The sequence below is a fragment of the Streptomyces sp. NPDC057616 genome (assembly GCF_042800575.1).
In the GTDB taxonomy this organism is placed as follows: domain Bacteria; phylum Actinomycetota; class Actinomycetes; order Streptomycetales; family Streptomycetaceae; genus Streptomyces.
Genome location: NZ_JBHVGU010000011.1, coordinates 146758 through 170624 on the forward strand (window position 1 = coordinate 146758; position 23867 = coordinate 170624).

A 23867-nucleotide genomic window follows, 5' to 3' on the forward strand; every position below is an offset into this window, starting at 1 on the left:
TCGGCGTCAGGACGAACTCGGGGCAGGCCGGGGCCCCATGCCCGACATACTGACAAGCTCACCGCCGGTCTTGGTACGGAACCGTTCCAGCCGGTCGCGCTGGGCGCTGATCACCCAGCGGGGGCCCACCAGGAAGTCGGCCCGGTACGCGGCGGCGGAGTCGAGCCAGGTCTGCTTGAGCTCGTCGTCGGGGAACGTGGTGACGAGGTAGTCGGCCTTCTCGGTGTGGCAGACGCCCTGGCGCAGTTCCGCCGCCTCGATGCGGATCTTGGCCTTGCAGCCCGTCAGCGTGGCGATGACCTCGACCTTCGCGGGCGCCACGACTCCGGCCTGCACGGCGGAAATGCCGCGCGTCCGCGACGACTTGCGCTCGGCGGACGCCTCGTCCTGACCGCCGCCGCAGGCCGCGGTCAGGGGAAGCAGGGCAAGACTTCCGGCGACGGCAGCGCCACGAACCAGACGGGCGGGGGGAAGGGTGCGGGAACGCTGCTGCGGCTGGGGCACGTCGCTGGCTCCGTATCCGGGCGGGGGCTGCCCGTGCGGCGGACAGACGGTCGGCAAAAGGTACGCGTGAACGGCGGCGGGTGTTCATCCGTACCGCCTGAGCTGCCCAGCAGCCCAACGCCCCGTCAGCCGCCACGGCGGGCGTAGGCTCGAAGGCACCGAGGGTTCCCCGCGTGCCGGCCCAGGAGCCTGTGCCGTTCTCGGCGAACGACGACGCCGGACCGGACCCCGTCCGGCCCGGAGCAAGGTTCGTCCCATGACCGTGCACATCCAGGCCCACCCGGCGATCACCGGTTCCGCGCCACACGGCCACCACCGAACCCTTCCCGATGAGTCACGGCCGCGGCGGCCGGGACCATCGCCTCAGGAGGGTGAGCTCATCCGGCCGCTGACGCGGCGGCAGGTCGATGACCGGATGGGGGAGCTCGGCGAGTTGTACGCGCACACCTCGTCGTGCGAGCGGGGAGTCCTGTACGACCCGGCGGACCAGGACCGGCGCTTCGCCTTCCGGCAGCGGCTCGCGGGCTGTGTGCGGCGCCCGGGGTTCGAACTGCTCGTGGCCGAGGCCCTCGGCCCGTCGGGCGCGACGGCGATCACGGCATGTGCCTACGGCTTTCCGCTGCGCGCCGACGGGCCCTGGTGGCGGGGCGACGCGTACCTTCCGGAGGGGCTGTTCCGGCTCGCCGCGGCGGAGAGGTTCTTCGCGATTGCCGACATCCTCGTCGAGCACCGGGTGCGTACCCAGGACCAGAGCCGGGAGTGGAACCTCGCGCGGCGTCTGCAGAAGCGGCTGCTCGGCGACCACACGGGCGCCCTCGGACTCACCCTGGTGGACCGCGCCGACGCGGACACCTACCGGGCGCTGCTGTCCTGGGGCTGGCGCAGCCTTCCGGCCGCTGCCGCCGGGCCGGCGCGTTTCACTTCCCGCTGCCTGCTGGTGCTCGTCTGAGGGCGGTGGACGACGCCGGCCGTCACAGGGCCAGCAGAGCGCTCGCGGTGAGGTGGTGCGCGGGGTCGGCCGCGGCGCTCATCAGCCGCTCCGCCGTGGCCTCCTCCGTCCCGGGCGGGACGACCAGCAGGTCACGGCGCCCGACGCCGTGGGCGAAGAGCCGGACGGCGTGCGGGTCGAAGCCGGACGCGTACCACGCGGCCCGCACGGTGTGACCTGCGACGGGCAGATCGCACGGCGCATCGCGCCAGACGCCGCGGTGTGCGGCCATCCGCGTCACCCGGCCCCAGGATGTGTCGAACGCGTCGACGAGTGCGGGCAGTTCGGCCGCCAGGTCGTCGGAGCGGGGCCACCAGGCGCCGTTCACCGGGCCGGGCGGAAAGGTGGGTGGGCGCAGGGTGAGCCGGGCCGGGAGCGGCGGAGAGAGATCCTCCCGGTGGTGCCGGGCGCGTCGACCGGTGGACGCGTTCATGTCGCGGTCCCTGTCCCCGGTCCGCGGCGGACCGGCGTCATGGTGCGCCGAGAACGACGTCGGCGGAGGGCCGGCGTATGGGCGACTCCCGGTGCGTCCACGCTACTCCGCCCCACGGCCAGGCGAGCGGGGCGCGCGGGAGGGTTCTCTCCCGGGCCGGGTGCACGTAGGGTTACGGTGTTCGGCCGTCCGCGGGATCCCGCGGCGAACGCACACAGTTCGGCAGCCCCGACGCTGCCCGTGCCCCGTGAACGCCCCGGGCAAGGACCGATTCCCGGCCTCCGCAGAGCAGTCGGCGCCCCCGCCCGTTCCGGCCGTCCCTGTGCGCACCCCGTCTCTTCCCTTCGTCGCGAGACCGGCGCGGTCATCTCCCGCGGTGCCGCCGCATGGTCCGACGCGGGGCACCCGGCTCCCGAATCGCGCGCCCAGGAGGGGGGAGGGGCCGCGCGGGGAGCCCCGACGGCCGCCGCCCTGGTCCGGGTGACCGGCGGCGGCCGCCGGACACCGCGGTGCCGGGAGACGCTCCGGTACCGCGCCCGCCGCCCATCCCGTGGCCGCCTATGCGCGCAGCAGCCGCCCGGTGAGCTCCCGGTACTCCCGCAGCGCGAACCTCAATTCGGTGGACTGCGTCTCGGGGTCGAGGTCCGCCCAGCCCTCGCGCAGCGACCGCCGCCGCTCCGCGAGGGCGTTCACCAACTGGGCGGCGGCTGCGTCGAACGCGCCCTCGGCCTCCTCCAGCGCCTCGCGCGGACTGTCCGCGAAGGTGTTGACGGCATGTCCGAGGAGGCGCGCGATCTCCTCCCGGCCGTCCGAGGGGAGCAGCGGCTCCGGACCCGTGGCACGGCGTTCGCCCGGGACCGGGGGCCGGTCCGCGGGCTGCTGGGCGCGTGTCTGGTCGTACATCGTCGTGTGTACCGCTTCCCTGGGGATGGGGGTACCGCCCGAAGACGCCGTTCGCCTTCTCGACGGTCTGCTGTGGGCTTCCGGAGATCCGGCCTGCCCTTTTCCGGCCCTGCGCCGTTCTGCCAGTCAACGTCCGGCGACGGTGGGTGTCAACGCGCCGCCGGCCCCGGCGCACCTGCCGCAGGACGCTGACCAGCGGTGTCCGGGCGTCCCCCCGCACGAGGAGTAGGGTGAGGACAACGAGGGTGTGTCGTGCCAGCCCGACAGGTCGTCTTCAGCACACCACTCCTTCCAGGGGCAGCCCGTGACCCCGGCCGCACCTCCGTCAATGCGGCCTCATCGAGGGCAGGAGCCCCGTCCATGTCAGCCAGTCCCGTCACGCCTGCCACGGCAATTCCGCCGGACACCCCGCCGCTTCGGGCCTACGACGGCACCTCCCCCTTCCCACCGGACGCTCCGGTGCCCGCGCGCGAGGGTGGGGAGCGACTGTACGTGGCCGTGACCGCGGTGATCGTCGTCCTGCCCTTCGTAGCCCTCGGCCTCGCCGGCTGGCTGTTGTGGGGCCGTCTGATCCACCCCACCGACATCGTGCTCGCCGCTGTCCTCTACACGATCACGGGCCTCGGTGTCACGGTCGGCTTCCACCGCGGACTCACGCATGGCGGCTACCGGGCCGTCCGCCCCGTACGGATCGCGTTGGCCGTGGCCGGTTCGATGAGCTTCCAGGGCGACGTCATCGGCTGGGTCGCCACCCACCGCCGCCACCACGCCTTCACCGACCGCCCCGGTGACCCGCACTCCCCGTACCGCTACGGCACGCACCTGCGCGGCCAGTTGCGCGGTCTGGTGCACGCCCATGTCGGCTGGCTGTTCCGCAACGACCACACGCCCGCCGAGCGTTATGCCCCGGACCTGCTCGCCGACCGCGACATCCGCGCCGTGTCCCGCGCCTTCCCTCTGCTGTGCGTCCTCACCCTCGCCCTGCCCTTCGCGGCGGGCTGGGCGATCGGCGGCAGCTGGGTGTACGGCGTGACAGCCCTGCTGTGGGCGGGACTTGTCCGCATCGCCCTGCTCCACCACGTCACCTGGAGCGTCAACTCGCTGTGCCACATGATCGGCGAGCGCCCGTTCCGCACCCGGCGCCACGACCGGGCCACCAACCTGTGGCCGCTGGCCCTGCTCTCCTTCGGCGAGAGCTGGCACAACCTCCACCACGCCGACCCCACCAGCGCCCGGCACGGCGTCGACCGCGGTCAGATCGACCCGTCGGCCGCAGTCATCCGCCTCCTCGAACGCCTCGGCTGGGTGCACGACGTCCGCTGGCCGACGCCGGACCGGGTCGCGGCCCGCCGCGCTTGAAAGTCAACCGCCCACTCACGCACGGCAGTCGACAGGAGCCCCTCATGACCGCCGCACTGCAACCCCCGCTTCCCTCTCATCCCGTCCTGCGCCTGCGCCTGGCACCCCACGTCGGCATGCCCCGCTCCATCGACGGGGCGTGGTGGCCGCGCTCCTACGACCTGATCGTCGAACTCCCACGCCTGCTGGCCGGATTGCCGCGGGAGTGGGGTCATGTCACCAGCGTCACCGTCAACGGCGCGGCCTGGCCCATGACGGCCGGCCGGATGCTCGTAGCCAACCAGGTCGTACGGCTGCGCAGGAACCTGGCCGCGTCCGCCCCGCACACCGTCGTCCTGCTCGCTCCCGGCCGGGGGCGCTGGGACCTGCTGGTCGTGCCCCCGGACACGACCGAGGAGGCCGCGGAACCGCTCATGGCGGCCGCGGCGCACGACGTCGAGGGAGGTTCGCCATGGGCGCCGGATCCGATTCCCCCGGTGTGACCCCGCTCCCGGACGCCGTCCACCGGGTGGTGAAGCCCGGTACGGCCGTCGTACGGCTGGAGATGACAGCTGACCGGCAGGGTGTTCTCGACGGGGCGTGGTGGCCGCGCTCCCGTGACATCGCCACCGAGCTTCCCGCCCTGCTCACCGCCCTGACCGGCTTGCTGGGCCCGGTCACACGGGTCGGGCTGGACGCCGTCGCCTGGGACGCGCTGCCGACGCGGCTGGTCGTCGACGGCCGTGTCGTCCGCCTCGACTCCTTCCCGGTCGGCGACGACACCGTCCTGGTCACCCTGGGCGAGGCGGACCACTTCTCCCTTCTCGTGGTCCCACCGGACACGACGCTCGAGGCGGCACGCGCCGCGATGGCCGAAGCGGTACGCGCCGACAACCTGGCACAGGCCGCGCAGATCCTCATCGACACCGGCACCGTCATGTGAGCATCGACACCGGCACCGTCATGTGAGCGCGATCAGGCGCGTTGGTCCCCGGCCCGGTCCGCCGCCGGCGGCGGGATGTCCGTGGTGTCGAAGTCGCCCGAGATGATCTGTGTCGCCAGCTCCGACAGGCGCAGGTGGCGGGCGCGGGCGTACGAGCGGAACGCGGCGAAGGCGTCGTCGACGGAGGAGTTCCAGCGCTCCGCCAGGACACCCTTGACCTGTTCGATCAGGATGCGGCTGGTCAGCGCGGTCTCCAGCTGGCTGTTCTCGACGTGCGACTGTTCCAGGGTGCGCTGCTGCAGGATCGCGATGGTGGCCACGTCGGCGAGGGCGCGGGCGAGCGCGATGTCGTCGTCGCCGAGGCGCTGCGGGGTGGTCTGGAAGAGGTTGAGCGCGCCGACGACCCGGTTGCGCAGGCGCAGGGGGATGGCATGGGTGGCCACGTACCCCGTCTCGCGGGCGCGGGCGGCGAAGCGCGGCCAGGCCATGGTCGTCTCCGGGCGCGTCAGGTCGATGTTGGTGCGGGCGTTGCCGGTGCGGTAGCACTCCACGCACGGGCCCTGGTCCTGCTGGAGTGCGAACAGCTCCAGCAGCCGGGTGTGTTCGTCCGAGGCGGCGATGATCTGCAGTTCGCCGTGCGCGTCCGCGAGGAGGATGCCGGCCGCCGACACGGCGAGCAGCTCGACGCAGCGCGTGGACAGCCGTTGCAGCAGGTCGATCACGTCGAAGTCGTCGACCAGGGAGTCCGCGACCTCCACGAAGATCTCGGCCAGACGTCGTTCGCGGGCCATGCCGATCATCCCTTTCCTCCGTCGGGCGAACTGGGCCCGCTTCCATCGTCGTCGAAATCGCCGTCGAAGTCGTCGTTGAGGCGGAGCCTGCGGCTGACCACGTCCTGGGCCACTTCGCCGAGGGGGCGTTCGCTGCCGTAGGCGTGGGCGCGCAGGCGCAGGAGCGCTTCCTGCATGGACACGCCGAGCCTGACGCTGATCATGCCCGTGGCCTGGTGCACGGCCGGGCGGTGCAGCACCGACGGTGGCTCCGGAATACCGAGCGCCGAACCGCCCCCGTTGCGGTGCAGGTCCCCGCCCAGGAACGCGCCCGTCAGCGCGGCCGCCAGGGCGCCGGCGTCCGTGTACTGCTGCGCGCCCATCCGCCGCTCCCCCTCGCACAGCACGGTCAGTACGCCGACCCGGATGGCGCCGATGCCGAGCGGGAAGCAGCAGACACCGTGCACACCCAGCTTCGCCGCGGAGGGCAGCAGCGCGGGCCAGCGCTCGGGGCGCACCCGGTCCAGGTCCGGCTCCAGGACGGGCGAGCCGGTGCGGATCGCGTCCGGACCCGGGCCCTCGCCCAGTGTGAACTGGAGCTCCTCGAACCGCGCGCTCAGCTCGGGATGGCACCACAGCGGCTCGGGCGCCCGCTCGGCGCCGACGAGCAGCGACAGCGCGACACCCTCGGCGCCGAGGACGCGCGCCCAGGCGGGCGTCGGATCACCGGGCGCGTCGAGGCGCAGCCGGCGCAGCACCTCGGCCATGCCGTAGCTGATCATGGTGCTCGATTCTGCCGGGGGCCGGGCTCCGTGAAGGGTGGAACCGGGCCGCCGCCGCAGCTCATGTGGGCCGGTCCGGTGCCGTGTGGCCGGCGGGTATGCCCTGCCATGCCTCCCGGGGGCTGGCGTACCGGGGGAAACGGGTCAGCAGACCGCAGGCACGGAACAGAAGGGTCGTGCCCGGCCGGACGTGGACGACGCGCACCCATCCGCCTCGCCGGCGGCACGCGTGCCACGCCGCGCACAGTGAATCGAGGACGCTGTCGTCCATGAACGTCACGCCGCGCAGGTCGACTATGAGGAAGGGCGGTCCGCCGTCGCACCGGGCGGCCTCCAGGTCGTGCGCGAATGCCGGTGCGGTCGCCACGTCCAGCTCTCCGCCGGCACTGACCAGACGGCACTCGTCGAACAGATCGGGATACGGGCTCATCCGCGCCCATCTCCTCCGTGGAGGGTGGCTTCGGCCTTGCGCAGGGCCTCTGTTGCGCGGGACGGTACTGCACGGAGAGGGCCGGGGGCACGGGCGACCGTGTACCCAGGCTACCGCCGCGCACCCGCGCGGCGGGGCGACGGCCGGGACGTGTGCCACCGGCCGCGGTGGGGGGCCGTGTTTCGACGCGCACACATCTGCGGAACGGCGCACCACCGGGGCGCGACGGGGGTTCCTCGGTACCTCGCGCGTGGCGACGATCGGCGCCCCGCCCGTCACGGCGTCGGCAGGCGCAGGGCGAGGAGGGCCACGTCGTCGGTGCTGCCGGGCGGCATCCGGGCCAGCAGCTGATCGCACAGCGTGTCCAGGGGGGCGTGGGCGAACATGAGGGCGTGGCGGCGCAGCCGGACCAGGCCGGTGTCCAGGTCGCTGCCGGGGATCTCGATCAGGCCGTCGGTGTAGAGAAGGAGGGTGGAAGCCGGCGGCAGGGGCAGTGTGGCGTTGGGCCTGCTCGCGCCCGTCTCCTGGGGAGCGCCGAGGACGAGTCCCTGTCCGGCCTCGAGGTACTGCGACCGTCCGCCGGGGGTCAGGAGGAGAGGCGGTGGATGTCCCGCGCTGGTCCACCGCAGTGTCCAGGGACCGGTGTGCGGATGGCCTTCGACCCGGGCGAGAATGAGGGTGGCCATCGGGACGGTGGTGATGGCGGGCAGGGCGTCGCCGAGGCGGTCGACGACGGCACCGGGCGGTTCGGTGTGGTCCCAGGCCAGGGACCGCAGGATGCCGTGCAGTTGGGCCATCCCGGCCGCGGCGGTCAGATCGTGGCCCACGACGTCCCCGATGACCAGCGCGAGCGCGCCGTCCTTCAGCTCGAACGCGTCGTACCAGTCGCCGCCGACCTGGGAGCCGACCGGGGCGGGCTGGTAGCGGGCGGCCAGCCGCAGCCGCCCCGGCTGGGGCAGCGGGGCGAGCAGGTTGAGCTGCATCGCCTCGGCGACGGCACGCTGGCGGCCGTACCGGCGGGCGTTGTCGATCACCAGGCCGACGCGGCGGCCGATGTCGCTCACCACGTCCACGTCGGCGGTGCCGAAAGGATGCGCCGGGTCGGTGCGCACCAGTGTCAGCGCGCCGGTGACCTGCCGCCTGGAGCCCAGCGGCACCGTGATGACCGACGTTGCGTGCACCGTGCGCAGGAAGTCGTTGTGGAGGGTGGACAGAGGGGAGCGGGCCGCCGCCGGCGTGTCCTGCGCCGGCGCGGCGTGCCGGTCGTGCCACAGAACGGGGGATCCGCCACTCAGCACCTGGACAAGAGGCGAGTGATCTCCCTGCGCTGCCTCGGGAAGGTGCTCGCGCCCGCCCTCCAGCGCGGCGTGCCTGCCCGCCGGACCCGTCACCGTCACCCGGTGGACCTGCCCGGAAGCGGCCCGGAGGTCCACCGCCGCCCAGTCGGCGAGGCGCGGAACCAGCAGGCGGCCCAGTCGCGCGAGGGCCTCGTCGGTCTCCAGCGTCTGGCCCAGTACGTCGGTGATCTCCGCGACCAGCGTCAGCCGCTCGTTGAGGTCCTCCAGAGCACTCGTGTAGGCCGCACGTTCACGGCGCGCGCCGTGGTCGCCCGTGACGTCGGTGAAGAGCACGGCCATGCCCTTGAAGGAGCCGTCGGCCACCAGCGGAGAGGCGGACCAGGAGATCGTGACCAGGCGACCGTCACCGCGCAGATAGCTGTCGCCCTCCCTGCCCGCGGTTTCGGTGCGTTCGGCCAGCGCCTGGAGCAGCGGGCACTGCTCCCGTGGGAGCGTTTTCCCGTCCGTGTCCCGGTGCAGCAGCTCGTGCGCGTCCTCCCCGCGCATCGCGGCGGCGGCCCGGCCCAGCAGCCGTTCGGCGGCCGGGTTGACGGCGAGGATCCGCCCGGCCGGATCCACCACCATCAGGGCGGCGCCCAGCTGCTCGACGACCTGTCGCCAGAAACCCGTCTCGGCCGCCGGCTGCGGTCGCCCGTCACCTCCCGCACCAGGCACCGTATCCTCCACCACGCCGCCCTCCCATCATGGCAGCTCTCCTCCGAAGACCGCGGTCGCGTCGGCATCAGGTGAACAGATACCTCAGTAACCTGATGGTCCCCCGACAAGAACCCGCTCGCATGGCCGGTGCGGGATCCCGATCCCGGTCGCCGGTACGTCATTCGGCGCCGGCCGAGCGGGAGGAAGTCACGACCAGTGGTTTCGTCGGGGCGCCCCGCCTGTGTGCGTACGGTTCAGGGAACCAGGGTCTTTCGCATGACGGTGTCCGGCCGGAAAGGGACCGTCGCCTCGCATCTACCGGAGTCCTCCAGACCGCGTGTCTTCCGCAGCACGCCACGCGTGGTCACATTCCCGCAGCGCGCTGCGGATACCGGCCCCGTTGCGGGAGGGCAGCGCCGCTCCCGTCCGTCCCGGCACCGTCTCCGGCTGTGGGGTGGGCCCCTTCGGCCGTCATGAGCGCGGTCGCGGTCGTCGGCGGGCCGGTGTCCGCGCTCGCGGCGGCCATCAGCCGGGCGGCCGCAGGGGCGTCGGTCTCCGGGGGGATCACCAGGAGGTCCCAGCGGCCCGCAGTGTAGGACAGCAGCAGGATCGCGTGCGGATCCAGTTCCGAGGTGAACCGACCGACCTTCACCACATGGCCGTTGACGAGGATTCCGGGCGGAAGGATCGGCCAGTTGCGGGGATCGACCGCGATACGGCTGACCCGCCCCCACAGCGGATCCAGCACGTTCGCCAGGGCGGAGAGCTCGCTCGGCAGGTCACGCGACCGGGGCCACCATGCACCGTCCAGTTCGGCGAGCCCTGCGGAAGGGTGCTTGGAGCTCAGCGCCAGGCGCGCGGTCGGGGCCCTGAAGGGAGCGGCCCGTAGCGAGGGATGAGAGCTGGTGGAGGTCATGGCGCAAACCCGTCTCCGGACTCCCACGTGAGGGCAGCGGCCCGGTGTCGTGGCTCACCGGGAACGACACCGGCAGCGGAGCCGATGTACGAAGTACTCCCGATGAGTTCACGCTACTCCGCGACGGAGCCGGCGGAGCGGACAGCGTGCTGACCAGGTCCTCGGCCAGGGAAGCGCCGCTCTGCCGCGGCGGGTCCTCATGCCGGACCGCCGTCGGTGCGGGGATGAAGGGGCGGCGGGATGGCCGCGTCCACCGGCTGGCGGGTACGGCTCCGCCGGCGTGTTGTCCCTGGGACGCATATCCGGGCGAGGGGCGCATGGGTCTCTTCCTCCGGTGACCGTACGGCCCGTCGGGCCTGCCCGAGGAGTAGCCTGGGATCACCGAGGATATTTCGCGCACAGGTTTCCGGGTCCGTGCCGTTTTCGGCGATTGAATACGCCGAGCCGGACGCAACCGGCCCGGGGCAGGGTTCGCGTCATGACTGCGACCATTTCCCTCCCGCCGACAGCCGAAGCCGATGGCCGTGCGCTCTCCTCGTTGCCTGTCCGCCTGTCGCTGGCTCCCGCCGGTCCCGCACCGGCTCTGCTGGACGGCGCATGGTGGCCCCGTTCCCGCGATCTCGGGGCCGAACTCCCCTTGCTGGTCGCCGTACTGGATCCGCTGTGGGGGCGGATCACCCGGGTCACGGTGAATCCCACCCACTGGCCGGTGGTCCCGGGCAAGGTGCCCGTCGCCGGGCACGTGGTGAAGGTGGGCTGGTTCCTGGCCGAACAAGACCCGCACGAACTGCTGTTGCTCTCGTACCGTGTGGGCCGCTGGAACCTCCTGGTGGTCCCGCCCCGGACGACCGCGGCCACGGCCGCCTGGCTGATGGCCGCCGCGAGTGACCCGCTGGGCACGTCGAGCGCGAGCCGCCTGATGGGCGAGGCGGCACGCCTGCAGACGGTGTCCGAGGCCGACCGTGCCGTGGAAGCGGTCTGGGACTCCGAAGGAGGTCACGAGGCCCGCGATGCGGCCGCACGCCCACGGGTGTTCCACCGAGGCCCCCTCCGGGACGCCCGTCCCGGGCCCGGGCCCGAGCCCGTCGGCGCCGCAGAAGGCCCACGGCCGAGAGACGGTGAACGGCACCGCGGGCCGCGGTGATCGTCGCGACGACGTGTCCGTCCGACAGGTCCGACCGAACCAAAGACACCGACCGAACCAAGGCACCGACCGAACCAAGGCACTGACCGAACCAAGGCACTGACCGAACCAAGGCACTGACCGAACCAAGGCACCGACCGAACAGACAACGCCGCCCACAGCCCAAGACCCCGGCCGCAGCACCGCACACGACAGGCCGGGGTCTTCCCCTGTCCTGTGCCCGCGAGCTCCGCAACGGCGCAAGGCCGCCAAGGAGGCCGATGAGATGAACAGGCCGCCCGAAAACGATCGTCGGCCCGTCGGCCGGTCTGCGACCCACGCCGGCCCCGGCACCGCTCCGGGACACGATGCCCGCCGGGCGCGGAGCTTCCGCCCCACTCCGGGGCGCATCCCGGACGACCCATCCGTGATCCACCACCGTGCTCGCCAACCCGGGCTGCCGGAACGGCCGTTCACCCGTCACGTCGCACGGGCACGTCGCCAGTCGAATCGAGGAGCCATGCCTCATATACAACTGAACGCCCACCGGCACGACCGAGCCAACCGCGCGCTGGTCACACTCGCAGGGGAGATCGACCAGGCCACCGCCCCGCTCGTGCGCGCCGCACTGGGCGCATGCCTGCGCGACGGCATCCGCACCATCGACGTCGATCTCACAGCGGTCACCTTCTGCGACGCCAGCGGACTCAACGCCTTCCTCACGGCATCAGGACTCGCCACAGATGCCGGAACCGTGCTCCGACTGCACTATCCGCCGCCGACCCTGACCCGGATGACCGAGATCACCGGCACCGGCTTCCTGCTGCACGAGCTCCCTACCGTTCGGCCACCGTCACCACGTGCCTCCGCCGCCGCGGGCGGTGCGCCGTGACAGCGCGGCTCCGCGGCGGGCCGCCAGGCGGCGGGGGAAGCGCGCCGATCCCCGCCCACGCGGTACGTCTGCGCCGGCTGAACCGCTGGCAGGCCGAGGCCGTGCGAGAGGACCTGGCCGATCTGTACGTGGAGTGCTCCCGCCCCCGGGCAAGCCACGAGCACCGGGACCGGGAGGCGTTTCTGCGGCGGCTCACCAGCAACATCCGGCGGGCGGGATTCGCCCTGTTGACCGCGGAGGTCAGCGCCTTCGCCGGGTGTGCCTACGGATTCCCCGTACCGCGCGAGGGGACGTGGTGGAGGGGGCTCGACGGCGCCCTTCCAGAGAGCGTCGAACAGCTCACCGCGTCGGGCCGGGTCTTCGCGATCACCGAGATCGTGGTGCATCACCACACGGACGGACAGGACCTCGCCCGCAGGCTCCAGGAACGGCTGCTCGCCGACCACCACGCCTCGCTCGGGGCGACGCTGGTCGACCAGGCCGACGCTCCGGCCTGCGACGCCTTCCTGTCATGGGGATGGCAGGACATCGGGGCGATCCGTCGGCCGTCGGAAGCGACGGTCCTGCGGCCGTCGCCGCCCGTGCTGCTGCGGGCTCTGGTGCTTCCCCTCAGCCCCCACACAGCTGCCGGCCCGCTCGGGCCTGCCCGCGTCGCTGAGGTCCGAGAGGGCATTCGCCGCTCATGAAACAAGCCCCAGGCCACTGGCCTGGGGCTTCAATAAGAGCGGGTGACGAGAATCGAACTCGCGCTCTCAGCTTGGGAAGCTGATGTTCTACCATTAAACTACACCCGCGCGGGACGCCGGTTGAGACCGGTGTCTGATCGCAACGTCACCCTACCTCATCCCCGGTCCCCGGCGCTGAAGCCGCGGGGCCGCACTGTGTTTCGGGGGTCGATGCTGCTGCGGACGCCGGGAGTTGGGGCGTACGGTGGAGGGGTGGGAGAGGGTCCGGGTGGGGCCGGAGTGCCGCCTGGAGGGTCGTTCCTTTGATCCCGTAATGTGGCTTTTGTCGTCAGGCGAGCAGTAGCCCGACGCGGCTCTTGGGGAAGGGACTCTTGGACTTGATGGAGCGCACCGTCGTCCGCTGTGCCGATGGGCACGTGTTCAGCACCGCTTCGTTCCCGATGCAGCAGGCCGATCGGCTCGGCCCCCACCGGCTTGTCCGGTGTCCACGCTGTGCCCGGCTCCGCAGTGTGGTGCCGGTCAGCCTCGAGAAGCATTAGAGGCCTCGGGAACACGGCACGAGCGGGCGCGCGGACGGGCGATTGTGGCCGGTCCGCGCGCCTTGCGTATCCTCGGGGCGTGCTTCTCTCAGACAAGGACATCCGGGCCGAGATCGACGCCGGGCGTGTGGTGATCGATCCCTACGACGAATCCATGGTTCAGCCGTCGAGTGTCGACGTGCGCCTGGACCGGTACTTCCGGGTCTTCGAGAACCACAAGTACCCCCACATCGACCCGTCCGTCGAGCAGGTGGACCTCACGCGGTGCGTGGAGCCGGAGGGCGACGAGCCCTTCATCCTGCACCCCGGGGAGTTCGTCCTGGCCAGCACGTACGAGGTCATCACGCTTCCCGACGACCTCGCCTCCCGGCTGGAGGGCAAGAGCTCCCTCGGGCGGCTCGGACTCGTCACCCACTCCACCGCCGGCTTCATCGACCCCGGCTTCTCCGGGCACGTCACGCTGGAGCTCTCCAACCTCGCCACGCTGCCGATCAAGCTGTGGCCCGGCATGAAGATCGGGCAGCTGTGCATGTTCCGGCTCAGCTCGCCGGCCGAGTTCCCGTACGGCAGTGAGCGGTACGGCTCGCGGTACCAGGGCCAGCGCGGGCCCACCGCCTCCCGCTCCTACCTGAACTTCCACCGGACCCAGGTCTGAGGGCGCCGGCATGAGTGACGTGCGGGAGAACCTGACCTACGAGGCGTTCGGCACCGCCGTGCGCGAGCTCGCGCAGACGATCGCCGACGACGGGTACGAGCCGGACATCGTGCTCAGCATCGCCCGCGGCGGCGTCTTCGTCGCCGGCGGCCTGGCCTACGCCCTCGACTGCAAGAACATCCATCTGGTGAACGTCGAGTTCTACACCGGCGTGGGGACCACCCTCGAGATGCCCGTCATGCTCGCGCCCGTCCCGAACGTCATCGACTTCTCCGACAAGAAGGTGCTGATCACCGACGACGTCGCCGACACGGGCAAGACCCTGAAGCTGGTGCGGGACTTCTGCCTGGACACGGTCGCCGAGGTGCGCTCCGCCGTCATCTACGAGAAGTCGCAGTCGCTGGTGAAGTGCGACTACGTGTGGAAGCGCACCGACGAGTGGATCAACTTCCCGTGGAGCGTTCTGCCTCCGGTACACAAGTCGGGAGAAGCGCCGAAGGCGAACAGGGAGGCCGTCTGAGCCGCTGAACCCCTGAGTCGCTGAGCTATGGCTACGGCCGCGGCTTCGGTTGTGACAGGTTCGACGACCCGCACTCGATCACGCACGAGCCGGTCGGGAGCCACCGGAACTCTCTGAACGTCGTCTCCCGTACGCGGACGGGGTGCGGGTCCGCCGCGCGGACCCGGAAGCAGACCGCTTCCCCCGCCCCTGACGGACGACGAGGGGCTCCCGGCACACGGCCGGGAGCCCCTCGTCGTCGGTGTCGGAACGCGTCGGAACGTGTCAGAACGTGCCGAGCTTCACGATCGACAGCAGGGCGATCAGCTGGATCGCCGAGGCACCCAGCGCCTTCGGCCAGGGCAGGTCGTGGGAGCGGCTGACCATCAGGGTCAGCAGCGCTCCGGCGGCCACCCAGGTCGCCCAGCCCAGGCCCTGGACGAAGGTCGCGTCGCCGCCGAAGAACATGGCGAAGACCAGGCGCGGGGCGTCCGTGAGGGACGTGATCAGCATGGAGAGGCCGACCGTGGGCTGCCAGGCGCCGTCGCCGCCGAGCTGGCGGGCCAGGGTGTGGGTGACCACGCCCAGGACGAAGGCCGACAGCACCATCGCGACGGCCGTCGTCAGGACGATCGGCACCGCGTTGGAGAGGGTCGCCTCGATGGCGTCCTTGCGGGCGCCGTCGAAGCCGAAGACCGCGAGCAGGCCGTAGAGGAAGGTCACGATGAGGGCCGGGCCCCACATCGTGTAGTCGCGCATCTGCAGGAAGGTCTGGGTGGGGGACAGGACGATGCCCCTCAGCAGGTCCTTCCAGTGCAGGCGCGGGCCCACGGGGCCGGCCGGGGCCGAGCCCGCGCGGTAGGTGCCGCCCTGGCTGTAGGGGTCCTCGCCGACCGAGAACGCCTGGGTGTGGCCAGGGTTGTTGGCCGCGTACGGATCGTGGTGGCCCTGCGGTGCGTAGCCGCCCTGGCCGCCGAAGTACTCCGGCTCGTCGTACCCGCCGCCACCGCCCTGCTGCCACTGGCCGCCGCCGTGGCGGTACGGCTGCTGCTGCGCAGACGGTCGGCCGTACGGCGGGCTCTGCGGAGCCTGCTGTCCGTACGGGGGTTGTTGCGGTCGCCGCGGCGGGGCTCCGTTGTTACGGGCCCCGCGTCCGATCCTGAATCCAGCCACGCCTTCGAACGTAACTGATCCCGCAGAGTGACGTGCGGGGCCCGGCGGTTCGGGCCCGGGTTTGCGGCCGAGCTGTGACATCCCCTAAGGGAACGTCAAGGTGCCCCCTAGGGAAGGGGGCACCCGTGAAAGGGGAGGAGCCGGGCCCGAGGGTGAGGGTCCGGCTCCTCGTCCGGGGGCGGTCGATCGGCTACGAGCCGGTCAGTCCGCGAAGTTGGCGCCGAAGTACGGCGAACCCGTGGTGGAGACGCTCGAGGTGCTCGGCGCGATCGCACGCGAGCCGGCCGTGACGATGTTCGTGCCGTTGGAGGGCAGGTAGGTCACGCCGCCGTTGCCGGCGTTCTCCTGGGAGCCGACGATCAGGTCGGCCTTGCCGTCGCCGGTGACGTCGTCGAGCTTGACGTCCGTGCCGAAGTAGTCGTTGTCCTCGTCGTTGCCGGGCACGCCCGCCGTGGACTGCGCGAAGGACTGGGCGCCGGAGGCGGTGTTCAGGCCGTCCGCGGTGCCGTAGAGGACGGTGACGGCGCCGGTGTTCGTCGCGCTGCCGATGTTCTCGCCCGCGACGCCGATCGCCAGGTCCAGGAAGCCGTCGCCGTTGATGTCGCCGAGGTCGAGCTCGTAACCGAAGAAGTCGTTGCCCTCGGCGGTGCCGGGGACGTTGCCGGTGTCCTGGGTGATGCCGGTCGGGTTGGTGGTGATCGGGCCGCCGTCGGAGCCGTAGGTGACCCAGACCTTGCCGCCCTTGCCGGAGTCGGGGACGGTCGTCCCGTCCTCGGTGGTGGGGTTCCAGTAGGCGCCGGAGACGATGTCGCCGTAGCCGTCGTTGTCGATGTCGCCGATCGCGGTGATCACGCCCGGCTTGAGCACCTCCGAGGCCCCCATGTTCAGGCCGCTCGAGGTGCCGGGGATGTAGTAGTTCTTGTTCCAGCCGTAGTCGGTCTGGGTCTCGTAGCCGTCGACGACCAGGTCGGTCTCCGGGCCGCCGTTGATGTTGCCGGCGGTCAGGTTGAGCGGGCCGTTCGCGTCCGTGCCCATGATCGGGGGCTTGATCGTGTACGTGCCGCCGGGCTTGCCGGTGGCGCCGATCCCGCCCTTGAGCACGTAGATGGTGGCGTTGGAGCTGCCGACGGCCAGGTCGGCCTTGCCGTCGCCGTCGAAGTCGCCCGCGGCGAGGTTCTTGCCCCAGTAGTCGTGCGCGGAGGGGGCCGGGTCGGCGACGGAAACGCCCTTGCCGGTGATGCCGGAGGCCGAGCCCCACAGGATGGCGACGCCGCCGCCGTCCTTGTCGGTGCCGACGTCCTCGCCCCAGGAGCCGACCGCGATGTCGTCGTAGCCGTCGCCGTTGAAGTCGGCGTAGGCGGACTCGCTGCCGAAGTGGTCGCCGGTCTCGGCGGTGCCGGGGTTGCCGGTGGTGTTCTGGCTGATCGTGGAGCGCTTGGCGGACGAGACGCCGCCGGGCTTGGCGCCGTAGAGGACGACCAGCTGTCCCGCGCCGTTCTTCCCGTTCACGTAGGCGCCGTCGGCGGAGAAGGCCGTGTCGCCGATTCCGTCGCCGTTGAAGTCGGCCTGCGCGACGGTGGTGGAGTCCGCGGCCGTGGCGGTGACGGCCGAGAACGTGAGCAGACCGCCCGTCAGCGCGGCCGCGGTGGCCGTCGCGAGAGCGAGTCGCAAAGGTGTGTGCATGCGGGTTCTCCTGCGGCATGCGGGGGACGCCTGGCGGGCGTCCACAGTCGATGGGGTGCGCGCCGAACCGTGTTCGCCCGCAGTTGAGGTGGCGTTAACCGTTCGGTCGGCGATCAGGAGACCCACCAAGGGGATCAAGGGTTGTACGTGAGTTCGGTAATTCTTTGCACTTCGTGTGGCAGTTCGTGCGGCAGGAGGTTCAGTCCGCCAGGAACTCCGCGCTGGAGAAGGTGACCGACGGCTCGGCCGCCACCAGAGACTTCTTCACGCCGGGGTAGACCGCGACGGTGTCCTTCGTCTCGCCCCGGTAGGTGCGCACCGCCAGGTCCGCCCGGCCGTCGCCGTCGAAGTCGCCCACCGCCAGGACCCTGGTCGTGCCCCGGGCCGCGGGCGCCACGACGACCGTGCCGGCCGTGGACAGGCCCGTCGTACGGCCGTGGAAGATCCGCAGCCGGGAGCCGCTGGAGACGAGGTCGGCGAGGCCGTCGCCGTCGAAGTCGGCGGCGTCGAGCATGGAGCCGGGTGAGGCGAGGGTGGCGCGGGCCGGGGCCGGGAGGTCGTAGCGCAGGGACGTTCTGTCCATCGCGCCGACCGCGGCGTCCAGGGCCGCTCCCCTGCCGAAGCGGCCGAGGGCGACGTCGATGCCCTCGGGCAGGGCGGTTGCGGTGCGGGTCGGGCCGGTGGGTCCGCCGAGGACGACGTACGCCTTGCCCGGACCGTCCGAGGTGCGGACCACCAGGTCGTCGTAGCCGTCGCGGTTCACGTCGGCCGCCGGGCCCGTGGGCACCTCGCCGGGCGAGCGGACGGCGGCGCCGGCCGCGCGGGGAGAACCCTTCCTGCTGAACGGGCCGCGCAGATAGCTCAGGCGCTGGCCCGAGGCGTGCAGCACGAGGTCCTCGGCGCCGTCGCCGTCGAAGTCGCCGCACACCGGCTGGTCGGGCCAGTCGTTGCCGAAGCGGGCGGCGGCGGGGACGGCGAGGGTGACCGCGCGGGTCAGGCCGCCGGGGGAGCCGAAGAGGACCTGGAGCGGGACCGGGGGCATGCCCTGGCCGTCGTAGGGCGGGTCGGTCGAGACGATGAGGTCGGTGAAACCGTCCTTGTCGAGGTCGCAGCTCGCCTCCGCGTCGAAGACGGCGGGGAGTTGGCCCTTGGTGCGGGCGGCGTACTTCGCGGGGCGGAGCAACTGCCGTGCCCCGGGCGTCAGTCCGTGCGCGCCGCCGTAGACGATGCCGATGCCCGCGTCGTCGGCGTGGCTATGGCTCTTCACCAGGGCGTCGAGGACGAGGTCGCGGTGGCCGTCGCCGTTGAAGTCGTCCGGGGTCCTGCTGCCGGTGCCGCGTGGGACGGGCAGCTTGGCGGGGGCGTCCGCGACGCGTACGGGGGTGGGGCGGGCCGCTCCGGCGTCCGCGCCGGGGCCGCAGGCCGCGAGCAGGAGCGCGGTGCTGACAACCGCCGTACACATCCCGCCTCTTCGCACGCGCACCGTTCACCTCGTCAGCCCCGTCGACAACGCCTGGGCAATGATGCACGCGTTCGAGTCGCGGCGACAGACCCGGGTTCGGCCGACCGGTGGCCCGCCGCTGTCCGGGCTGGTGCGTCAGGATGGCTGCATGAGCGTAGTCAAGATCAACGTACTGACCGTCCCTGCTGAGCAGCGCGAGGTCCTGGAGAAGCGGTTCGCCGCGCGGGCCTCCGCGGTGGAGGGCTCCGACGGCTTTGAGTGGTTCGAACTCCTCCGCCCGGTCGAAGGCACCGACAACTATCTCGTCTACACGCGTTGGCGCGACGAGGAGTCTTTCCGGGCCTGGCTTGGGGAATCCATGAAGACAGCGCACCAGGGTGGTGGGGAGGAGACCGGCGGAAGGCCGAAGCCCGCCGCTACTGGTTCGACCCTTTGGTCCTTCGAGGTCGTCCAGCAAGCTGAGCCCCAGAACGGTTAGAGCGTTGCAGGCGGTCCATGCCGGATGACTGTCGGCCAAGCGTGGGGGAGCACGCGCTGCTCGGCCAGGGGGGCCCGCGTCCTTCCGGTCGCCAGTACATTCCGCACCCCGCCCGCCATGCCGCCGCCAACGACGCGCCGAGGCCGGGTGACCGGGTTCAGCCGGCGCCCGCCTCCGGCGCGGTGGAGCGTGTCGTCGCGAGATCCAGCAGTTCGGTGGCCGTGGTGCTGCCGTCGACCGGAGCGGGCGTGCTCATCAGCCAGGCGGCAGCGTCGGCCTCCGTTTCGGGAGGAATGACGAGCAAGGTACGAAACCCCTTGCGATAGGAGCAGAGCAGGATCTCGTTCTGCTCGTGACCGGACACGAACCATCCCACGGTCACGAGGTTCTTGCCCACGAGGACCTGGTGCGGGACGTCAGGCCACAGCTCGATCCCCAGAGTGACTCTCGTATAGCTGCCGGCTCCGTCCATCGCTTCCATCAGAAGGGGCAGTTCATCGACGAGGTTGCGGGAGTAGGGCCACCAGGCGCCGTCGAGTGCGCCTGGGGCGGCTTCGTACGGTGCCAGCGAAAGCCGGACCTGCGGTGGTGGGGACAGGCACATCGCGATGGTCGCGAGTTGAGCGGCAGTTGGTTCCATGACGTGGACCTGCCTCCAGGCGCGGCCTGGCATTGTCGTTCATCGAGAACGGCGTCGGCGCGGCCGTCGGCGCACGCAAAGCTCTCGGCGATGTCAGGCTACTCCTCACGGGACCGGCCACCGCCTGGCTTGCGCGGCACCATCACGCACGCAGGAACGTCCCTGGTCAGGACCTGTGAGCGCCCGAGGCAACCGGTTCATGAGACCGGCAGGGAGCCAGGATTCCCAGAGTGCCGGGTAGCCGCGACACCACGAGTGGCACCGGAGTCTCGGTTCCTGCCGGGTTGCGGTTCGCTGCCGGTGGATTCCACCGAATTTCCGGCGCGGTGACGCCGAGCCGTGTGTGCTTCTCACTGGTGCAGGAGGTCGGGGGCGGGCGGCGGGTGAGGACGGCGCGGGCGAGACCGTGCAGCAGCTGGCCCTTGGCGGTGGCGTGTGCGCGCAGCCGAAGTGCAGCCCGAACAGGCGGGCGGTGTCGGACGGCAGCGCTGGTGAAGGCCCTGCTCCGGTGCGGACCGCGCGGTGCGCGCGGGCCAGCAGAGCGGTCAGGACACCGTTGGGTGGCGGGGCACCGGAAGATCCGGTGTCCCGCGGGTCGCGGGGCACGTCACCGGACGGTCGTGAGTTCGGCCGGGATGTCCCCCTGCACGACCTGGCGGGCCACGTCGGTGAGTTTCTGTCGTCGGTCGCGGGCGTGTCCGCGCATCCGTGTGAAGGCGTCCTGCACGTCGATCCCGAGCCGGAAGGCCAGCGCGCCCTTCGCCTGCTCGATCACGATGCGTGACTGCAGGGCGGTCTCCAGCTGGGTGATGATCTCTCCTTGCGAGAGCAGACTTTGGCGGTGGTGCAGACAGGCCCCGGCGGCGTCGGCCAGCACCTGGGCCCGTTGCAGACTGGCAGGTGTGATCGGGCGGAGCCCGTCCTGCAGCAGGTTCAGGGCACCCGGCGTGTGCTGGGCGACGCGCACGGGCACGGCCGCGACCGCGGAGAAACCCGCGGCCACCGCCCGCCGGGTGAAGCCTGGCCAGCGCTGTGCTCCGGGGCCGCCCGGGTGCAGCGAGACCGGTTCGAGGATGCTCCCGGTGCGTGCGCTGTCCATGCAGGGGCCCTCGCCCAGGTCGAGCTGGGCCTCCTCCAGCCGCGCGCACACCTCGTCGAAGGCGGTCAGGTAGTCGACCCGGCCGGCCGCGCCGAGGATGGTGATACCGGCGGAGTGCACGCCCGCGAAACGCACCGCGTACGCGGTCAGATCGTGGAGCATTTCGAGGACGTCGAAGCCGTCGTTGCGCGAGCCGAGATCGAGCACGGCCCGGGCCAGGAGAACATCGTCGGACACGGCAGACATCACAACCGTCCGTTCCGGAAGCTCCCGGGCCGCCCGGCGCAGGGCCGGGCAAACGGACCACCCCGGAAGCCAGCCGTTTGAAGGGTTCGGCTGATGGCAGCCGCATCATGCCCGCTGACGGAACGCTCCGACTTTCGCCTCGATTCCTTCTCAACCGCCCAAGCCATCCCACTGTGGCCGAATCCACCCGGCCCGGGCAGCTCACGGAACGCAACCAGCCTACTGCCGGCCCACCGCCCCGGAGCGCCGCCGCAAGCCACCGGTTCGGACATCGGACCAGGGTCCTGCCGACGTCGTACCGGGCGGTGGGGTGCCGGTTGCGGTAGCCGGGAGGGCGTCCCGGACCGGGGCGGCCGGCTTGCGGTGCACGGACGGGTGGGCGAGCGCCCGTATCGAGCGACCCGGCGAGTTGCTCCTCGTCGCTGCTGCCACCAGCTTGGGTGGGGGTGACGGGCGCGGACGCGATCCGGTCTGCGGCGGCCCTGCCCTGACCCGCTGCCGGGCGGCGCCGCCCGGCACGCATGGTTCACCGCATTCGTTGGGCGGGTGCCGCAGAGAATTTCTTGGGCAACGCTGCTTCACAGGAGCGGGAAGGGCGGCTGTACAGTTTCCCCGAAGTTGGCCCCTGCCAGGGATTACCTGCAGCCAGAGGGGGCGAGTATGGACACACCCGAACACCATGACGCCGGTGAGGAGGTCCTCGCCGGTCTGCTGGCCGCTGCCCGTTCCAGCCGCCTGATCGCGGGCATGCTGCAGTCCGCGGGTACGGCGACGGTCCTGGAGGAGGTGTCGGCCGCGCAGTGCGCGGCCGCTCTGGGGCTGACGGGGGTCACCGTGTCGATCCTGGCCACTGACGGATCTTCCGAGCGGGTCTGGGCGGCACCGGACGACAGGATCGGCCCCGCCGTGGACGATGTGGAGTACATCGTGGGTGAGGGTCCCGCTCACGACGCCGCGAGGTCGGGCCAGGCGGTCTGCGAACCCAACTTGTCCGCCGGTCCGGCTGATCACTGGCCTTTGTTCCGTCCCGACGCGGTGCGCTGCGGAGCGGCCGCCTTGTTCACCTTCCCCATCCTGCTCGGGAACAAAGTCCTGGGCGTCTTGAACGGCTACCGCGTCACTCCTGGCCCCCTCACGTCGCAACAGCGCACCGCCGCCTGGTCCCTCACCCACGCGGCCTGCCTCCTGCTGCTGCAACTCCAGCCCACCACCGGCATCTCCGGCGCCGCCCCGTCGGCGCGCTGCCCCGCGCCCCACCGAGACCAGGTGCACCAGGCCGCCGGCATCCTGTCCGTGAAGCTGGAGATCCCCGTGGCCAAGGCGCTGGAGAGACTGCGGGCCCACGCCTACGGCCAGGACCGGCCGCTGCTGGACCTGGCCCGGGAAATCGTCAGCCGCCACACCGACCCCAGCTACCGTCTGCCCGACTGAGACCCGGCCACGCCCGCCGTGGTCCACGCCGCTCAGCCGGGAAACTCTGCGGTGCCGCCCTCCTCGGGCGATTGGGTGATGGCGCGCAGTGTGCCGGCCGCGGTGCGGGCTTGCGCGGCACGGCGGCGGTGTTCGGCGGCCTGCTGGTCTCGGTGGCCCTTTCGGTGCGCGTGGACCAGGGCGTCCTCGGCCTGAGCCAGTGCCTCGGCCGCCGCCGTGGCCTGTTCCCGTAGCCGGTCGGCCCGGGTCTGCAGGTCCGCGAGCGATACCGGGCCCGCGGCCGGCATCTGCCGCATCGCAGTCGCTGTCTCCCGGTCTATCGCATCCTGTTCCCGTTGATCTCTCGCATCCAAGCGGCGCAGTGCTGCCTCGCTGCGCTCAAGACGCTCCCGGCTGGCCGCCATCAGGCGCTGGGAGCGGTGGATCTGCTCGTACGAGCGCTCCCGGACGCCCGGCGCCGGGTCCCCTGCCGCACGATGTCGTGCGTCCAGGCGCCTCTCCTGAGTGGCGAGCTGGTCCTGCCACGCCTCTACGGCAGCCTCGCGCCCATCCACGGTGGCTTCCCGGGTATCCGCAGCGGCTTCCCGCCTGTCGGCGGCGGCCTCTCGCTCATCGGCGGCGGCCTCGCGGATGTCAGCGAGGCGCTCCCGCTCGTCGGCCACCCGTTGTTGTTCCGTGGCCCTTTGCTCGCGGATGCCCTCGGACTGTACGCCGTCGCCTGAAGCGGACGGCCCGTCCAGCGGATCGGTGCCCATACCGGCAGTATGGCCCCCCTCCGAAGCACACGGAGTGGTCTACGCCGCCGAGCCGAGACGCGCCGTGAGACGGTCCGTGACTCCGGAAAGGCTCTGGTCACACCAGTGACTGACTGGACCCGGTGTGGGGAGAGCCGCCCCCGGACGGTGCTGCCGTCGACGAGCATGGCGTTGATCGGCGCACCGGCTGTGCCGGCATCAGGGCCAGGCAGTCCGCCATGACAGCTCACCGACCACCTCGCCCGTGAGCCGGTCTTCTCGTCAGGTGAAGCGGCTACGGCTCGACCGGGCCGTGATCCCGGACGATGGCAGGGCGTTCCTGCGCAAGCGGCTCGACGCTGTGGTCCTTCGAGGTGGTCCAGCACGTGGACGCGAAGAACGCCTGGCGGATGCCGCTACGACGGCGGGGACAGGCCCACAAAGGGAAAGGGGGGGAGAAGGGGCGGTACCAGGGGAAACACCCCCCACCCCCGCCCCTATGTCCTCTCCCCCCCCTCCCCCCCCC

At 71.7% G+C, this 23867-nt stretch carries 25 protein-coding genes and 1 tRNA gene; 11 read left to right on the top strand and 15 right to left on the bottom strand.

The annotated features are described in order from the left end of the window. Positions 1 to 6: 6 nt before the first annotated feature. Complete coding sequence (locus ACFU97_RS16165; protein WP_384256304.1) at positions 7 to 504, bottom strand: hypothetical protein; 498 nt, start codon at positions 502 to 504, stop codon at positions 7 to 9. Between the two features lie 415 nt (positions 505 to 919). Here ACFU97_RS16165 and ACFU97_RS16170 point away from each other — a divergent pair, with 415 nt between their 5' ends. Beyond that, positions 920 to 1453: a hypothetical protein gene (locus tag ACFU97_RS16170; protein ID WP_384256307.1), complete on the top strand. Its 534-nt coding sequence runs from the start codon at positions 920 to 922 to the stop codon at positions 1451 to 1453. Between the two features lie 22 nt (positions 1454 to 1475). Here ACFU97_RS16170 and ACFU97_RS16175 read toward each other — a convergent pair whose 3' ends face one another. After that, entirely contained in the window at positions 1476 to 1925 is a 450-nt protein-coding gene (locus ACFU97_RS16175) for a DUF5994 family protein (RefSeq protein ID WP_384256309.1), read from the bottom strand. Positions 1926 to 2483: 558 nt separating this feature from the next. Further along, on the bottom strand, positions 2484 to 2828 hold the full coding sequence (locus ACFU97_RS16180) for a hypothetical protein (protein ID WP_384256311.1): 345 nt from the start codon (positions 2826 to 2828) through the stop codon (positions 2484 to 2486). 360 nt (positions 2829 to 3188) lie between these two features. Here ACFU97_RS16180 and ACFU97_RS16185 point away from each other — a divergent pair, with 360 nt between their 5' ends. The 3 genes from ACFU97_RS16185 to ACFU97_RS16195 are packed head-to-tail and all read left to right on the top strand — an operon-like array spanning position 3189 to position 5109. After that, positions 3189 to 4187 carry an acyl-CoA desaturase gene (locus ACFU97_RS16185; protein ID WP_384256314.1) on the top strand — a complete coding sequence of 333 codons (999 nt, stop codon included), beginning with the start codon at positions 3189 to 3191 and terminating at the stop codon, positions 4185 to 4187. Positions 4188 to 4231: 44 nt separating this feature from the next. Next, positions 4232 to 4669: a DUF5994 family protein gene (locus ACFU97_RS16190; protein WP_384256316.1), complete on the top strand. Its 438-nt coding sequence runs from the start codon at positions 4232 to 4234 to the stop codon at positions 4667 to 4669. Next, a complete protein-coding gene (locus ACFU97_RS16195) occupies positions 4639 to 5109 on the top strand; it encodes a DUF5994 family protein (protein WP_384256319.1) in 471 nt (156 codons plus the stop codon). Before ACFU97_RS16190 ends, ACFU97_RS16195 begins: the two co-directional genes overlap by 31 nt. Positions 5110 to 5141: 32 nt before the next feature. Here the strand turns inward: ACFU97_RS16195 and ACFU97_RS16200 are convergent, their stop codons facing one another. The 5 genes from ACFU97_RS16200 to ACFU97_RS16220 form a co-directional block, all read right to left on the bottom strand. After that, a complete protein-coding gene (locus ACFU97_RS16200) occupies positions 5142 to 5909 on the bottom strand; it encodes a GAF domain-containing protein (RefSeq protein ID WP_384256321.1) in 768 nt (255 codons plus the stop codon). Then, the gene (locus ACFU97_RS16205; protein WP_384256323.1) at positions 5906 to 6661 is read right to left on the bottom strand and encodes an ANTAR domain-containing protein; all 756 of its coding nucleotides are present in this window, start codon (positions 6659 to 6661) and stop codon (positions 5906 to 5908) included. The genes ACFU97_RS16200 and ACFU97_RS16205 overlap by 4 nt, the downstream gene beginning before the upstream one ends. Before the next feature lie 61 nt (positions 6662 to 6722). Then, complete coding sequence (locus ACFU97_RS16210) at positions 6723 to 7091, bottom strand: STAS domain-containing protein (protein ID WP_384256326.1); 369 nt, start codon at positions 7089 to 7091, stop codon at positions 6723 to 6725. 275 nt (positions 7092 to 7366) lie between these two features. After that, positions 7367 to 9103: a SpoIIE family protein phosphatase gene (locus tag ACFU97_RS16215; RefSeq protein WP_384256328.1), complete on the bottom strand. Its 1737-nt coding sequence runs from the start codon at positions 9101 to 9103 to the stop codon at positions 7367 to 7369. A 346-nt stretch (positions 9104 to 9449) separates the two neighbouring features. Further along, entirely contained in the window at positions 9450 to 10001 is a 552-nt protein-coding gene (locus ACFU97_RS16220; RefSeq protein WP_384256330.1) for a DUF5994 family protein, read from the bottom strand. A 478-nt stretch (positions 10002 to 10479) separates the two neighbouring features. Here ACFU97_RS16220 and ACFU97_RS16225 point away from each other — a divergent pair, with 478 nt between their 5' ends. From ACFU97_RS16225 to ACFU97_RS16235, 3 genes are all read left to right on the top strand, one after another. Beyond that, a complete protein-coding gene (locus tag ACFU97_RS16225; RefSeq protein ID WP_384256333.1) occupies positions 10480 to 11145 on the top strand; it encodes a DUF5994 family protein in 666 nt (221 codons plus the stop codon). Between the two features lie 499 nt (positions 11146 to 11644). Continuing rightward, positions 11645 to 12016 carry an STAS domain-containing protein gene (locus tag ACFU97_RS16230; protein WP_384256335.1) on the top strand — a complete coding sequence of 124 codons (372 nt, stop codon included), beginning with the start codon at positions 11645 to 11647 and terminating at the stop codon, positions 12014 to 12016. Further along, the gene (locus ACFU97_RS16235; protein WP_384256339.1) at positions 12013 to 12702 is read left to right on the top strand and encodes a hypothetical protein; all 690 of its coding nucleotides are present in this window, start codon (positions 12013 to 12015) and stop codon (positions 12700 to 12702) included. The genes ACFU97_RS16230 and ACFU97_RS16235 overlap by 4 nt, the downstream gene beginning before the upstream one ends. Positions 12703 to 12739: 37 nt before the next feature. On the opposite strand, the gene ACFU97_RS16240 is transcribed toward ACFU97_RS16235, so the two are convergent. Then, positions 12740 to 12810 (bottom strand) — tRNA-Gly (locus ACFU97_RS16240). Between the two features lie 510 nt (positions 12811 to 13320). On the opposite strand from ACFU97_RS16240, the gene dcd reads away from it, so the two are divergent. Together dcd and ACFU97_RS16250 are read left to right on the top strand one after the other, a co-directional pair. After that, entirely contained in the window at positions 13321 to 13896 is a 576-nt protein-coding gene (dcd, locus tag ACFU97_RS16245) for a dCTP deaminase (protein WP_384256341.1), read from the top strand. A 10-nt stretch (positions 13897 to 13906) separates the two neighbouring features. Beyond that, a complete protein-coding gene (locus tag ACFU97_RS16250) occupies positions 13907 to 14416 on the top strand; it encodes a phosphoribosyltransferase (RefSeq protein WP_384256344.1) in 510 nt (169 codons plus the stop codon). Between the two features lie 264 nt (positions 14417 to 14680). Here the strand turns inward: ACFU97_RS16250 and ACFU97_RS16255 are convergent, their stop codons facing one another. The 3 genes from ACFU97_RS16255 to ACFU97_RS16265 all read right to left on the bottom strand — a co-directional run bounded on the left by ACFU97_RS16255 (position 14681) and on the right by ACFU97_RS16265 (position 18713). Next, positions 14681 to 15649, bottom strand: a complete 969-nt coding sequence (locus tag ACFU97_RS16255) for a Yip1 family protein (RefSeq protein ID WP_384256346.1) — start codon at positions 15647 to 15649, stop codon at positions 14681 to 14683. 120 nt (positions 15650 to 15769) lie between these two features. Next, on the bottom strand, positions 15770 to 17251 hold the full coding sequence (locus ACFU97_RS16260; protein WP_384256348.1) for a VCBS repeat-containing protein: 1482 nt from the start codon (positions 17249 to 17251) through the stop codon (positions 15770 to 15772). Positions 17252 to 17450: 199 nt separating this feature from the next. Beyond that, complete coding sequence (locus ACFU97_RS16265; protein ID WP_384256350.1) at positions 17451 to 18713, bottom strand: FG-GAP repeat domain-containing protein; 1263 nt, start codon at positions 18711 to 18713, stop codon at positions 17451 to 17453. Positions 18714 to 18861: 148 nt separating this feature from the next. Here ACFU97_RS16265 and ACFU97_RS16270 point away from each other — a divergent pair, with 148 nt between their 5' ends. After that, positions 18862 to 19191 (top strand): antibiotic biosynthesis monooxygenase family protein, encoded by a 330-nt coding sequence (locus ACFU97_RS16270; RefSeq protein WP_384256352.1) that lies wholly within the window; start codon positions 18862 to 18864, stop codon positions 19189 to 19191. Positions 19192 to 19348: 157 nt separating this feature from the next. Here the strand turns inward: ACFU97_RS16270 and ACFU97_RS16275 are convergent, their stop codons facing one another. Next, positions 19349 to 19831, bottom strand: a complete 483-nt coding sequence (locus tag ACFU97_RS16275) for a DUF5994 family protein (RefSeq protein ID WP_384256355.1) — start codon at positions 19829 to 19831, stop codon at positions 19349 to 19351. Positions 19832 to 20438: 607 nt separating this feature from the next. Then, positions 20439 to 21176, bottom strand: coding sequence for an ANTAR domain-containing protein (locus tag ACFU97_RS16280; protein WP_384256357.1), 738 nt, complete (start codon positions 21174 to 21176; stop codon positions 20439 to 20441). A 660-nt stretch (positions 21177 to 21836) separates the two neighbouring features. Between ACFU97_RS16280 and ACFU97_RS16285 the strand changes: the two genes are divergently transcribed. After that, on the top strand, positions 21837 to 22607 hold the full coding sequence (locus ACFU97_RS16285) for a GAF and ANTAR domain-containing protein (protein ID WP_384256360.1): 771 nt from the start codon (positions 21837 to 21839) through the stop codon (positions 22605 to 22607). 32 nt (positions 22608 to 22639) lie between these two features. Here the strand turns inward: ACFU97_RS16285 and ACFU97_RS16290 are convergent, their stop codons facing one another. Next, a complete protein-coding gene (locus ACFU97_RS16290) occupies positions 22640 to 23362 on the bottom strand; it encodes a hypothetical protein (RefSeq protein ID WP_384256362.1) in 723 nt (240 codons plus the stop codon). Positions 23363 to 23867: the final 505 nt, after the last annotated feature.